This window comes from Streptococcus sp. SN3, from assembly GCF_030439905.1.
Window position 1 is genome coordinate 258,925 of the sequence record NZ_JAQFJF010000001.1, and the last position, 13,272, is coordinate 272,196.

Here is a 13,272-nt window from a genome sequence, read left to right on the forward strand (position 1 = left end):
GCCCTCACGAGGTAGCAGCGGTCTGACAGAACCCTTAATCTGTTAATACGAGAAAGAAGGAATTTATGACAATTGAAAAAACCAATCATCGAGTTTAAAAACGTTTCAAAAGTTTTTGAAGATAATAATACTGTCGTTCTGAAAGATATTAATTTCGAGCTGGAAGAAGGAAAGTTCTATACTTTGCTGGGCTCTTCCGGCTCTGGAAAATCAACGATTCTGAACATCATTGCTGGTCTTTTAGACGCGACAGACGGCGATATTTTTCTTGATGGCGTCCGCATCAATGATATTCCGACTAATAAAAGAGACGTCCACACGGTTTTTCAGTCCTATGCACTGTTTCCGCATATGAATGTTTTTGAAAATGTTGCCTTTCCGCTGCGTCTGCGCAAGGTTGATAAAAAAGAAATTCAAGAGCGGGTTGCAGAAGTGCTGAAAATGGTTCAGCTGGAAGGTTTTGAGCGCCGTTCTATTCGCAAACTGTCGGGCGGCCAGCGCCAGCGTGTAGCCATTGCGCGGGCAATCATTAATCAGCCACGGGTCGTTTTGCTGGATGAGCCGCTGTCTGCTCTGGATTTGAAGCTGCGTACGGACATGCAGTATGAGCTGCGGGAATTGCAGCAGCGTCTGGGCATTACCTTTGTCTTTGTCACACACGACCAAGAGGAAGCCTTGGCTATGAGTGACTGGATTTTCGTTATGAATGATGGGGAGATTGTTCAGTCGGGGACGCCTGTCGATATTTATGACGAGCCTATTAATCATTTTGTTGCAACCTTCATTGGCGAGTCCAATATTCTGCCTGGAAAGATGATTGAGGACTATCTGGTTGAGTTTAATGGCAAGCGCTTTGAAGCAGTGGATGGTGGGATGCGCCCAAATGAAGCTGTTGAGGTGGTGATTCGGCCTGAGGATTTGCGGATTACTCTTCCAGAAGAAGGCAAGTTGCAGGTTAAAGTTGATACCCAGCTTTTCCGTGGTGTTCACTATGAGATTATCGCTTATGATGAACTGGGCAATGAATGGATGATTCACTCGACTCGCAAGGCCATTGTCGGAGAAGAAATTGGCCTGCACTTCGAGCCTGAAGATATCCATATCATGCGTCTCAATGAAACTGAAGAAGAGTTCGATGCCCGTATCGAAGAATATGTTGAAGTAGAAGAGCAGGAAGCGGGTCTGATCAATGCTATTGAGGAGGAACGCGATGAAGAAAACAACCTCTAATCTTTTTCTCTTGCCTTACCTGCTCTGGATTTTCTTCTTTGTCTTGGCACCTGTTGTCATGATTATCTGGAAATCCTTCTTTAACATTGAAGGCCAGTTTACGCTGGAAAATTACCAGACCTACTTCACATCGCAGAACTGGACCTATCTCAAGATGAGTCTGAATTCGGTTCTTTATGCAGGGATTATAACTGTCGTAACCCTGCTGATTTCCTACCCGACTGCATTCTTTTTGACTCAGTTGAAACACAAGCAGCTCTGGCTTATGCTGATTGTCTTGCCGACCTGGATCAACCTCCTGCTTAAAGCTTATGCCTTCATTGGTATTTTTGGTCAGAATGGCTCAATTAATCAATTTCTGACTTTTATCGGAATAGGACCGCAGCAGATTCTCTTTACGGATTTTTCATTTATCTTTGTAGCTAGCTACATCGAGCTGCCTTTTATGATTCTGCCTATTTTCAACGTTCTGGATGATTTGGAGCCTAATCTTATCAATGCCAGCTATGACTTGGGAGCTAATCGCTGGGAGACTTTCCGTCGGGTTGTTTTCCCTTTGTCTTTGAATGGTGTCAGAAGTGGAGTGCAGTCAGTCTTTATCCCTAGTCTCAGTCTCTTCATGCTGACTCGCTTAATTGGTGGTAATCGAGTAATTACTCTGGGAACTGCCATTGAGCAGCACTTTCTGACTACTCAGAACTGGGGCATGGGCTCTACTATCGGAGTGGTACTGATTGTTGCTATGCTCTTTACCATGTGGGCGACCAAGGAAAGGAGAGGGCGATGAAAAAAATTGCAAATCTCTATCTGGCCTTTGTCTTTTTGGTGCTCTACATCCCCATCTTTTACCTGATTGCTTATGCCTTTAATGCAGGGGAAGACATGAATCGCTTTACAGGATTCAGTCTCAGTCATTTTCAAAATCTCTTTGAGGATTCACGTCTGATTTTGATTTTGGTTCAGACTTTCTTTCTGGCTTTCCTGTCATCACTGATTGCGACGCTGATTGGAACTTTTGGAGCCATCTATATTTATCAAGCCCGCAAGAAATATCAGGATGCCTTTCTGTCTATCAACAATATCCTCATGGTAGCACCGGATGTCATGATTGGGGCCAGTTTTCTGATTCTCTTTACTACTGCTAAATTCCAGCTAGGCTTCCTTTCTGTGCTGGCTAGTCATGTGGCCTTTTCCATTCCGATTGTGGTGCTGATGATTCTTCCGCGTCTGAAGGAAATGAATGATGATATGATTAAGGCTGCCTATGACTTAGGCGCCAGCCAATTGCAAATGCTGAAAGAAATCATGCTGCCTTATCTGACTCCAGCCATCATCGCTGGCTACTTCATGGCCTTTACCTACTCGCTAGATGACTTTGCAGTGACCTTCTTCGTTACAGGCAATGGCTTCTCGACTCTGTCTGTTGAGATATACTCCCGCGCTCGTCAGGGAATTTCTCTGGAAATCAATGCCCTGTCAGCCTTGGTCTTTCTCTTCAGCATTGCTTTGGTAATTGGGTATTACTTTATCACCCATGAGAAGGAGGAGACTGTATGAGAAAGCTCTATTCATTTTTAGCGGGGATTCTGCTGATTATCTTTGTTTTGTGGGGTGTCAGTTACCAGATTGAAAGTCGGACGCAGAGCAAGGAGAGCGATAAGCTGGTCATTTACAACTGGGGTGACTATATCGATCCTGAACTTCTGACTGAGTTTACTAAGGAAACTGGTGTCCAAATCCAGTACGATACCTTTGACTCCAATGAAGCCATGTATACAAAAGTGAAGCAGGGCGGCACAACCTACGACATTGCTATTCCCAGTGAATATATGATTGCCAAGATGATGAAAGAAGGCTTGGTAGAGAAGTTAGATCATAGCCAGATTAAAGGCTTGGAAAACATCGGATCTGACTTTTTAGACCAGCCTTTCGATCCTGGAAATCAATACTCAATTCCTTATTTTTGGGGAACGCTGGGCATTGTCTACAATGAAAAAATGGTTGATAAAGCTCCTGAGCATTGGAATGATCTCTGGCGACCTGAATACAAAAACTCTATTATGATGATTGATGGAGCTCGTGAAGTCATGGGACTTGGTCTTAACTCGGATGGTCATAGTCTTAACTCCAAAGATGCAGATCAGTTGCAGGAAGCTGTTGATAAGCTCTACACTCTGACGCCAAATATCAAGGCGATTGTAGCTGATGAGATGAAGGGATACATGATTCAGAACAATGCAGCTATTGGTGTGACCTTTTCTGGTGAGGCTCGTCAGATGCTGGAGGCCAATGAAGACCTGCGCTATGTCGTGCCAACAGAAGCCAGTAATCTTTGGTTTGATAATATTGTCATTCCTAAAACAGTCAAAAATAAAAAAGCAGCCTATCAGTTTATTAACTTTATGCTGAGACCGGAAAATGCTTATAAAAATGCCCTTTATGTTGGTTATTCGACACCAAATCTTCCTGCCAAGGCCATGTTGCCTAAGGAAATTCAGGAAGATGAGGCTTTTTATCCGACTGAGGAAACGATGAAACATCTGGAAGTTTATGAGCAGTTGGGCCCTAAATGGCTGGGGACTTACAACGACCTTTATCTTCAAGTCAAGATGTATCGGAAATGATAGTCAAATAAGGTTACTTGATGAATACAAAAAACGCCTGGCTCAATGAGCTAGGCGTTTTCTACTTGCTTAGTTTGAAGCTTCTGTCTGAGTGTTGGTTGCCGTGTCTTGGCTCTGGCTAGAAGCGGTAGTGTCGCCTGCTGCTGTATCTGCCGCAGAGCTAGATACACTAGTCTCAACCGCTGCTGTATCGCTGCTAGAAGCAGTTGTATCAGTTGCAGTTGTTGAAGCAGGGCTGCTTGTTTCTTTTTCGATTTCCTTGATAATGGTAGTCGTTGCAGTAGAGCTGCTGGTATCAGTTTTTGATTTTTCATCCTTTTGGCCAGTCAGATTCATAATCGTGATGCTGGCAATGATGATAGATAAGATACTGGCAACCGTTGCAATAGTCTTCTGGAAAGCTGAAAGGCCGGTTTTAATATGCTGTTTAGTAGGTTTTTTAGATGATTTTGTCTTATTTTTATTACTACGAGAATAGTTTTCCATGCTTGCAAGAATCTCCTTTTAAAATTTCAATGATTTCTCATCTCTCATTATACGTTTTTTATCTGAAAATGTCTTTAAAAAATCAAATTTTTATTTATGAAAACGCACACAGAAGATTGCTGTCAAGAAAAGAAGCTGCCCAAATTTAGGTTGAGCAGCTTCTTGAGCTAGAATAGCAAAGTAATTAAGCTTTCTCATCTTGGAGTGCGGCTTGAGCGACAGCCAGTCTTGCTGCTGGAACCCGATAAGGAGAGCAGGAAACGTAGGTGACACCAATTTCCTGGAAGAAGGGGATGGAAGCTGGATCGCCACCAACCTCGCCACAAATGCCGATAGGAAGTTCAGGCTTGACTTGACGCCCTTTGCGGATAGCTATCCGCATCAATTCACCAACGCCGTCTTGATCGACAGTTTGGAAAGGATCAAAAGGAAGGATTTCTTTCTCTTTGTAGTGGCCAATGAATTTTCCAATATCGTCCCGTGAGAAACCGTAGGTCATCTGGGTCAGATCGTTAGTACCAAAGCTGAAGAAGTCTGCTTCCTGAGCCAGCTGGTCTGCAACCAGACAGGCGCGCGGAAGTTCAATCATGGTGCCAATTTCATAAGGGAAAGGCTCCAGACCTTGATGCCTAAAGAGTTTGTTGATATGTTGGGTGAGAAAGGCTTTGACAGAGTCCAGCTCGGCCTTGTCCGCAATCAGCGGAATCATGATTTCTGGCTTGACGGTCAATCCTTCTTGACTCAGCTTGATAGCACTCTTGAATACGGCTTCGACCTGCATCTTGTAAATCTCTGGTTGCGTAATTCCCAGACGGCAGCCGCGGTGGCCTAGCATTGGATTGCTTTCTTGTAGCTGTTCAATGCGGCGAGTCAGTTTCTCTGGTGACTTGTGCAGCTTGTCAGCCAAAGCCTTGATTTCCTGTGAATCTTTAGGTAGAAATTCATGCATCGGTGGATCCAAAAGACGGATAATCATTGGTTTGTCCAGAACTGCTTGGAACATTTGATAGAAGTCTTCTTCTTGGAACTCCAGTAGTTTTTTGAGGGCGGATCTGGTTTCCAATTCGTTGTCGGCTAGAATCAGGCGCCGCATTTCCAGAATCCTCTCTTGACCAAAGAACATGTGTTCGGTACGAGCCAGACCAATGCCCTTTGCCCCAAACTTAATAGCTGTTTTCAGATCCTGAACGGTCTCTGCGTTGGCACGGACTTTGAGTTGTGCGAACTCATCTGCCCATGAAAGCAAGCGGTGGAGTTCTTGATCATTTTCGACTAGAACTGTCGGAATCTCACCGCTATAAATGCGCCCAGAGCTGCCGTCAACTGAAATGACATCACCTTCAGTCAAGACAAGACTTCCGCAGGAAACGGTCTTGCTATCCTCGCTGATGTTCAACTCTCCACATCCAGCCACACAGCAGGTTCCCATTCCTCGAGCTACGACAGCTGCGTGAGAAGTCATGCCGCCCTGACTGGTTACGATGGCTTGGCTGACGACCATGCCCTCAATGTCTTCAGGTGAAGTTTCCTGCCGTACTAAAATGACCTTTTTGCCCAAGGAGTGGTAGTCTTTGGCGCGCTCAGCTGTAAAGACAATCTCGCCAGTTGCAGCACCAGGGCTGGCTGGCAGTCCTTGAGCCAAGAAAGGAGCATCTTGCAGAGCTTTTTCTTCAAATACAGGATGGATGAGCTGGCTAATCGTAGCAGGAGATACACGCTGGAGAGCTTCTTTTTTGCTGATAATGCCCTCGTCTACCAGATCTAAGGCGATTTTCAAAGATGCCTTGGCAGTCCGTTTACCGTTTCTAGTTTGGAGAATATAGAGTTTACCCTTTTCGATGGTAAATTCGATATCTTGCATGTCCTTATAGTGGTTTTCGAGAATCTTAGCATAGTCTTGGAAGGCTGCATAGGCCTGAGGGAGAGCTGTCTCAAGTGCAGCGATAGGCTCAGGTGTTCGAATGCCAGCTACGACATCCTCTCCTTGTGCATTGAGCAAAAATTCGCCAAATAACTGATGCTCACCGCTGGCAGGGTTTCTCGTGAAAACGACTCCTGTACCACTGGCTTGGTCGCTATTGCCAAAGACCATGGCTTGGACATTTACCGCTGTTCCCAAATCATGAGGAATATTATTCAAGTTGCGGTAGACCTGAGCTCGGGGATTATTCCAAGACTTGAAGACCGCCTTGATAGCAGCATAAAGCTGTTCTTTAGAGCTTTGCGGGAAGGCCTGATGATGCTCACGATAAAGCTGCTTATATTGCTCAATTAATGCTTGATGTTCTTCCAGTGTGAAATCCTTGGCCTGTTTCCCAGCATTCTTTTCAAAATAGCCCAAGAGGTCATCGAACTCATCTTTGGAAATGCCATAAACTACATCAGCAAACATTTGCAGCAGACGTCGATAGCAGTTGTAGGCAAAGTCAGCGTTGGTCTGCTCAGCCAGAGTCTGGGTTCTTAAATCGTTTAGACCTAGATTGAGAATAGTGTCCATCATGCCCGGCATGGAAAACTTGGCTCCGCTTCGAACAGACACTAAGAGCAAGGCTGAGTCGTTGCCACTGAAATATTTACCTGTTTTTCCTTCTAATTCAGTAACCGCTTTCAAAACATCTTCTTTTAAAGAAGATTCAAAGAAATAAGGACTTTCTAAATATTCAATACAGCTTTCTGTAGTAATAGTAAAACCTGGAGGGACAGGCAGTTCCAAATTGGTCATTTCAGCTAGGTTGGCTCCTTTTCCGCCAAGCAGGGCCTTGTCATCTGCACATCCTTCCTCGAAGGAGTAAATCCATTTCGCCATATTTACCTCCAAAATTATGAAATATGTGTCATATTGTAGGACAATTACATTGTAATATACATCACATATATTTGTCAACAGAAAAAAGCATCCTATTTTATTGACAATTTTTCTTTTTTTGTTATAATGTGTTACAAAATGACGATTATTTAAATGTTTAAAAATGAAATATGAGCAATAATTCCTAAATTTTAAGCGAAATTCGGCTAATCATCTATTATAAAGAACGAAGGAGTCAGACCTATTTGAAATTAAGTGAACGGCAAAAGAAAATTGTAGAAATTGTAAAAGAACACCAGCCACTCAGCGGTGAGAAAATCTCTGAATTACTCGATATTTCTCGGGCGACCCTGCGCTCGGACCTGTCTTTTCTGACCTTGGTTGGGATTTTGAAGGCTACGCCTAAAGTTGGTTACACGTACTCGGGCTCGGATTTAGAGACGCTTTTCTTTTTCGATACCTTTCGAAAGGAAGTGGCAGAGATTATGACTTCGCCTGTTTTGGTATCTCATGATTCTTTTATTCAAGATGCCATTATTACCTTATTTATGTATGATGCGGATGTTCTCTATGTCATTGATGAGCATAAGCTGCTCTTAGGGATTTTGTCGCGTAAGGATTTGCTGCGGGCTTCGCTCAATACCAACATTGACAGCACTCCCGTAGCAGTCTGCATGACCCGAATGCCCCATATCAAAACTTGCTACAAGGATATGAACGTTTTGGAAGCGGCAGCAGTTTTGCAGGATTTTGAGATTGATTCACTGCCGGTAGTGGATAAGGATAATGAGCGTAAAATTTTAGGAACTGTGACCAAGTCAGCCCTGCTGGATTATATTATTCAAGAGGCCAGAAGCGCTGAGGTTAATAGATAAGAGGAATGAACATGAAGAAAGAAATTATTGTTTACAGCATTTCAGATTCTTTGGGGGGGACTTCGCAGAAGCTGTTGTCTGCGGTGACAGCCCAATACCCAGATATTATTTTTAATAACAGCTATCGTTTTCCATTTATCAACAAGGAAGAAGAATTGCTGGAAATTCTGCGTGATGCCATCAAGGATGATGCCCTTGTCATCAGTACACTGGTTGATGGCAGCTTGGCAGCAGCTGCTAGGGAGTTCAGTCAGGCCAATGGCCTTGCTTATTTGGATTTGATGCACCCATTTTTTGAGATTATCAGAGAAAAGACGGGCACCAGTCCTATAGAGGTGCCGGGTACTCTGCACCGGCTGGACACTGAGTATTTTAATAAAATTTCCGCTATTGAGTTTGCAGTCAAATACGATGATGGCAAGGCGCCGCAAGGATTTTTGGATTCGGATTTGGTGCTCTTGGGCGTCTCCCGTACATCCAAAACGCCACTCAGTATTTATCTGGCTAATAAAGGCTACAAGGTTTCTAACCTGCCTTTGATTCCAGAAGTCCCTCTGCCTCAGGTCTTGGAGAAGGTTGATCCGGAGCGGATTATCGGCCTCTTATGTGAGCCAGAAAAACTGTCTAAGATACGCAGTAATCGCTTGAATTCTCTGGGATTGACCCAGTCGACCAGCTACACAGATCTGGAAAAGATATACGAAGAGCTAGACTACTCAAAAGAAGTCTTTAAAAAGTATCGGGCTCATGTCATCAATATCACGGATAAATCAATTGAGGAGACTGCTTTCTTGATTGAAGATCATTTGAAGAAATTGAGATAGAAGATTGAGAGAGCGGTTATAGAGTGAGGGCTGAAGATGGAGCAATATAAGCGTATTTTACTGAAAGAATTTGATAGTCGCCAGAAGGTCATTACAGAGCTGACCAACCTAGAGGCAATTTTGAATCTGCCCAAAGGAACGGAGCTGTATATCAGTGACATTCACGGGGAGTTTGCTGCTTTTGACTATATTCTGAGAAGTTGTGCAGGTATCCTCAATGAGAAGATTAATGATTGTTTTGGGGATAGCTTGTCAGAAGCTCATAAGGATCGGCTGTCAGCGCTGGTTTCCTATCCTGAGCTAGTGCTGGGGGAAGAAACTAAAGGCCAAGACTGGTATCAGGAAACCATTCCTCAGCTATTGAATTTGCTGGCTTTTGCAGGTGCAAAATACAGTCGTTCCAAGGTCAGAAAGGCTTTGCCGCCCCAGTATGCCTATATTATCGAGGAGTTGCTCTATAGTGACAGGGCTTTGGCTGATAAAAAGTCCTATTTTGAGAATATCCTGACTTATGTGATTGAATTGCGGGAAGCTGTGCCTTTTATTCTAGGCTTGGCCCGAAGTATTCGGCAGTTGCTGATTGACCATCTTCATGTGGTTGGAGATATTTTTGACAGAGGAGCCGGCAGTGCTCAGGTCATGGATGAACTGCAGCGTTTTCACTCGCTCGATATTCAGTGGGGCAATCACGACATTATCTGGATGGGAGCATTTTTTGGCTCTAAGGCATGCTTGCTCAATGTGCTGCGCATTGCAGCTCGCTATGGCTATCTCTGGGATATCGAGAAAGATTATGGTTTAAACCTGCGCTCCTTGACTCTTTTTGCGGACAAGACTTACCAGTCTAATCCTAAGTTTAGACCCATTCTTGGAGGCAGAGAGCAGGAGTTTTCAGATGAGGAAATTCTGCAGCTGGAAAAGGTTCACCAAGCCTTAGCGATTATCCAGTTCAAGCTGGAAAATCAACTCATCAGACGACGGCCTGAGTTCCAGATGCAGGACCATGTGATGCTAGACAAGATTGATTATTGGGAAGAAAGTGTTACGATTGACGATACCAAGCATCCCCTGGTTAATACCTGCTTCCAAACGGTTAATCCGGAAAATCCGTCAGTTTTGACACCTGAAGAAAATCAAGCTGTAGACAGTATGCTGGCCTCATTCCAAAGTTCTCTTAAGATGGCAGAGCATATGAGTCTTCTGATGAACAAAGGCTCTATGTATAAGATTTACAACCAGCACTTGCTTTTTCACGGCTGCATTCCTCTGGAGCCGTCAGGAGAATTCCAGCCTTTCATTCTCAATCAAGCCCATTATGCAGGCAAGGAATTGCTGGATTTCTTTGAGTATCATATTCGGCAGGCGGCCAAGGACAAGGAAGTGGGCGATGATTTGTCGACTGATTTGATTTGGTATTGCTGGAAAGGTAAGCTATCGCCCCTGTTTGGCAAAGAAAAGATGACTACCTTGGAGCGCTATTTCATTGAAGATAAGGGCACCCACAAGGAAGTGGAAAATTCTTATTTTTCTTATCGAAATTCTGAGAAAGTCTGTCAGCTGATTTTGGAAGAATTTGGCCTCTTTTCTCAAGAGTCTAGGATGGTCAACGGCCATACTCCGGTTAAGACGGGCAAGGGAGAGTCACCTATCCGTGGCGGCGGTCTGCTTTTTGTCATTGATGGTGGCCTCTGCAAGGTCTATCAGAAGAAGACTGGAACGGCTGGCTATTCACTGCTCAATAATTCCTATGGCTTCCAGCTAGTGACGCATCAGCCTTTCCAAAACGCTCAGAAAGTTGTAGAATCGCCCTTTGCTCAAACCTCCCTGAAAAAGGTGATTGAAAATGTAGAGGAACGAACCCTCATCAAATCTACTACCATCGGTCAGAGCTTGTTAGCTCAACAACAGGAACTCTTTGGCTTATTGCATGAGTTTTATGACCGGTGATGTTTAGCCCTAAGTTTTAACAGAATTTAGGGCTTTTTCTTTCTTGTTCCAGTTTCTCTTTCGTGTTACAATAGGAGTATTGAAATTTAGAGGAAAGAACATGATTTATTTAGATAATTCAGCGACAACCAAGCCTTATCCTGAGGCTTTGGCTGCTTACACAGAAGTAGCTTCTAAAATCTGGGGAAATCCATCCAGTCTGCACAGTTTAGGCAGTCAGGCAACCCGGCTCTTAGAAGCTTCACGCAGGCAAATAGCAGAGCTTTTAGGCAAGTCTTCTTCGGAGATTTTTTTTACGTCCGGAGGGACAGAAGGGGACAACTGGGTGCTAAAGGGAGTTGCTTTTGAAAAGGTTCCTTTTGGCAAACACATCATCGTATCTAATATTGAGCATCCCGCGGTTAAAGAATCAGCCCTCTGGTTGCAGAGTCAGGGATTTGAAGTCGATTTTGCACCAGTCGATAAGTCTGGTTTTGTTGAGGTAGACAAGCTAGCGGAGTTGATTCGACCAGATACCACTCTAATCTCTATCATGGCTGTCAATAATGAAATCGGCAGTATTCAGCCCATTCAGAAAATATCCGAACTTCTAGCAGATAAACCAACTATTTCCTTTCATGTGGACGCTGTACAGGCTGTTACGAAGATTCCGACAGCTTCTTATCTGACGGATCGCGTGGATTTTGCGACATTTTCCAGTCATAAATTTCACGGTGTCCGGGGCGTAGGATTTGTCTATATCAAGTCTGGCAAGAAAATCAGCCCCCTCTTGACTGGCGGTGGTCAGGAGTCAGACAAGCGCTCAACGACGGAGAATTTAGCTGGCATTGCAGCGACGGCCAAGGCACTGCGTTTGTCCATGGAAAAGCAAGAATCATTTGCCCAGCGGACGACTCAGATGAAGAAGATTCTTCTTGAAGAACTGCAGAAGTATCCAGATGTGATGATTTTCTCAGGGCTGGAAGACTTTGCGCCTCATATACTGACCTTTGGTATCAAGGGAGTGCGGGGTGAAGTCGTCGTCCATGCATTTGAAGACTACGAGATCTATATCTCGACTACCAGCGCATGTTCTTCTAAGGCTGGAAAGCCAGCGGGGACTTTAATCGCTATGGGCGTCGAAAAGTCTCTCGCTCAAACTGCTGTTCGTATCAGTTTGGATCTTGACAACAATATGAGCCAGATGGAGCAGTTTTTGACAACTTTTAAAATTATTTACGAAAAAACCAGAAAAGTAAGGTAAACAATGCAATATTCAGAAATTATGGTGCGCTACGGTGAACTCTCAACCAAGGGCAAGAACCGCATGCGCTTTATCAACAAGCTCAAACGCAATATCCAGGCTGTTTTGTCAGTCTATCCGCAGGTCCATGTCAAGGCTGACCGTGACCGGACCCATGTCTATCTGCATGGAACAGACTATCAGCCGGTCGCTGAGTCGCTCAAGCAGATTTTTGGGATTCAGAATTTCTCGCCGTCTTACAAAATCGAAAAATCTGTACCAGCCCTAATCGAAGCTGTCCAAACCATCATGAAGGAAGTCTATCAAGAGGGCATGACCTTTAAGATTTCCAGCAAGCGCAGTGACCACAGCTTTGAATTGGATAGCCGCGAGCTTAACCAGACACTTGGGGATGCTGTTTTCGAGGCCATTCCAAATGTTCAGGTCAAAATGAAATCGCCTGATATTGAGCTGCGGGTCGAGATTCGTGAAGAAGCGGCCTATATCTCTTATGAGACGATTCGCGGTGCTGGAGGCCTGCCAGTCGGGACTTCAGGAAAAGGAATGCTTATGTTGTCAGGTGGGATTGACTCACCAGTGGCGGGTTATCTGGCTCTCAAGCGAGGTGTAGATATTGAGGCGGTTCACTTTGCAAGTCCGCCTTACACCAGTCCAGGTGCGTTGAAAAAAGCTCAGGATCTGACTCGGAAATTAACCAAGTTTGGCGGCAACATCCAGTTTATCGAAGTGCCTTTTACAGAGATTCAGGAGGAAATCAAGGCCAAGGCTCCAGAAGCCTATCTCATGACACTGACCCGTCGCTTTATGATGCGTATTACGGACCGGATTCGAGAGAAGCGGAGCGCTCAAGTCATTATCAACGGAGAAAGTCTTGGTCAGGTGGCAAGTCAAACGATTGAGAGTATGCAGGCTATTAACGCTGTAACCAATACACCGGTTATACGTCCTGTCGTGACCATGGACAAGCTGGAAATCATTGATATTGCAGAGAAAATTGATACTTTCCAAATTTCTATCCAGCCATTTGAAGACTGCTGTACTATTTTTGCTCCAGACCGACCTAAAACTAATCCGAAAATCAAGAATGCTGAGAAGTACGAAACTTACCTAGATGTTGAAGGTTTGGTAGAACGTGCCGTTGCAGGCATCATGATTACAGAAATCACACCACAAGCAGAGACTGATGAAGTTGACGAGTTGATTGAGGGGCTGCTGTAAAAGCGAGAGAAGGTGACGT

At 44.4% G+C, this 13,272-nt stretch carries 11 protein-coding genes; 9 read left to right on the forward strand and 2 right to left on the reverse strand.

Features of this window, described 5'->3' with window-relative positions:
- The first annotated feature begins 72 nt into the window (after positions 1–72).
- The 4 genes from PCY71_RS01050 to PCY71_RS01065 are packed head-to-tail and all read left to right on the forward strand — an operon-like array spanning position 73 to position 3,854.
- Positions 73–1,230: an ABC transporter ATP-binding protein gene (locus PCY71_RS01050; RefSeq protein WP_002906676.1), complete on the forward strand. Its 1,158-nt coding sequence runs from the start codon at positions 73–75 to the stop codon at positions 1,228–1,230.
- On the forward strand, positions 1,211–2,017 hold the full coding sequence (locus PCY71_RS01055; RefSeq protein ID WP_048773274.1) for an ABC transporter permease: 807 nt from the start codon (positions 1,211–1,213) through the stop codon (positions 2,015–2,017). The genes PCY71_RS01050 and PCY71_RS01055 overlap by 20 nt, the downstream gene beginning before the upstream one ends.
- The gene (locus PCY71_RS01060; RefSeq protein ID WP_002909868.1) at positions 2,014–2,787 is read left to right on the forward strand and encodes an ABC transporter permease; all 774 of its coding nucleotides are present in this window, start codon (positions 2,014–2,016) and stop codon (positions 2,785–2,787) included. The genes PCY71_RS01055 and PCY71_RS01060 overlap by 4 nt, the downstream gene beginning before the upstream one ends.
- On the forward strand, positions 2,784–3,854 hold the full coding sequence (locus PCY71_RS01065) for an ABC transporter substrate-binding protein (RefSeq protein ID WP_002909866.1): 1,071 nt from the start codon (positions 2,784–2,786) through the stop codon (positions 3,852–3,854). Before PCY71_RS01060 ends, PCY71_RS01065 begins: the two co-directional genes overlap by 4 nt.
- Before the next feature lie 69 nt (positions 3,855–3,923).
- On the opposite strand, the gene PCY71_RS01070 is transcribed toward PCY71_RS01065, so the two are convergent.
- Entirely contained in the window at positions 3,924–4,340 is a 417-nt protein-coding gene (locus PCY71_RS01070) for a DUF6556 family protein (RefSeq protein ID WP_002921437.1), read from the reverse strand.
- Positions 4,341–4,524: 184 nt separating this feature from the next.
- Entirely contained in the window at positions 4,525–7,146 is a 2,622-nt protein-coding gene (gene ppdK / locus PCY71_RS01075) for a pyruvate, phosphate dikinase (protein WP_048773276.1), read from the reverse strand.
- Positions 7,147–7,391: 245 nt separating this feature from the next.
- Between ppdK and PCY71_RS01080 the strand changes: the two genes are divergently transcribed.
- The 5 genes from PCY71_RS01080 to thiI all read left to right on the forward strand — a co-directional run bounded on the left by PCY71_RS01080 (position 7,392) and on the right by thiI (position 13,253).
- Positions 7,392–8,021, forward strand: a complete 630-nt coding sequence (locus tag PCY71_RS01080; RefSeq protein WP_048773277.1) for a CBS domain-containing protein — start codon at positions 7,392–7,394, stop codon at positions 8,019–8,021.
- Positions 8,022–8,026: 5 nt separating this feature from the next.
- Positions 8,027–8,845 carry a pyruvate, water dikinase regulatory protein gene (locus PCY71_RS01085; protein WP_075202686.1) on the forward strand — a complete coding sequence of 273 codons (819 nt, stop codon included), beginning with the start codon at positions 8,027–8,029 and terminating at the stop codon, positions 8,843–8,845.
- Between the two features lie 36 nt (positions 8,846–8,881).
- The gene (locus tag PCY71_RS01090; protein ID WP_048773281.1) at positions 8,882–10,792 is read left to right on the forward strand and encodes a fructose-bisphosphatase class III; all 1,911 of its coding nucleotides are present in this window, start codon (positions 8,882–8,884) and stop codon (positions 10,790–10,792) included.
- A 100-nt stretch (positions 10,793–10,892) separates the two neighbouring features.
- Entirely contained in the window at positions 10,893–12,035 is a 1,143-nt protein-coding gene (locus PCY71_RS01095; RefSeq protein WP_048773283.1) for a cysteine desulfurase family protein, read from the forward strand.
- A 3-nt stretch (positions 12,036–12,038) separates the two neighbouring features.
- Positions 12,039–13,253: a tRNA uracil 4-sulfurtransferase ThiI gene (gene thiI / locus PCY71_RS01100; RefSeq protein ID WP_048773286.1), complete on the forward strand. Its 1,215-nt coding sequence runs from the start codon at positions 12,039–12,041 to the stop codon at positions 13,251–13,253.
- Positions 13,254–13,272: the final 19 nt, after the last annotated feature.

What these genes read in the sequence shown, in the direction of transcription:
- PCY71_RS01065 (WP_002909866.1), top strand. Translation starts at nt 2,784, where the DNA reads ATGAGAAAGCTCTATTCATTTTTAGCGGGGATTCTGCTGATTATCTTT.
- PCY71_RS01085 (WP_075202686.1), top strand. Translation starts at nt 8,027, where the DNA reads ATGAACATGAAGAAAGAAATTATTGTTTACAGCATTTCAGATTCTTTG.
- thiI (WP_048773286.1), top strand. Translation starts at nt 12,039, where the DNA reads ATGCAATATTCAGAAATTATGGTGCGCTACGGTGAACTCTCAACCAAG.
- ppdK (WP_048773276.1), bottom strand. Translation starts at nt 7,146, where the DNA reads ATGGCGAAATGGATTTACTCCTTCGAGGAAGGATGTGCAGATGACAAG.
- PCY71_RS01060 (WP_002909868.1), top strand. Translation starts at nt 2,014, where the DNA reads ATGAAAAAAATTGCAAATCTCTATCTGGCCTTTGTCTTTTTGGTGCTC.
- PCY71_RS01055 (WP_048773274.1), top strand. Translation starts at nt 1,211, where the DNA reads ATGAAGAAAACAACCTCTAATCTTTTTCTCTTGCCTTACCTGCTCTGG.
- PCY71_RS01070 (WP_002921437.1), bottom strand. Translation starts at nt 4,340, where the DNA reads ATGGAAAACTATTCTCGTAGTAATAAAAATAAGACAAAATCATCTAAA.
- PCY71_RS01090 (WP_048773281.1), top strand. Translation starts at nt 8,882, where the DNA reads ATGGAGCAATATAAGCGTATTTTACTGAAAGAATTTGATAGTCGCCAG.
- PCY71_RS01095 (WP_048773283.1), top strand. Translation starts at nt 10,893, where the DNA reads ATGATTTATTTAGATAATTCAGCGACAACCAAGCCTTATCCTGAGGCT.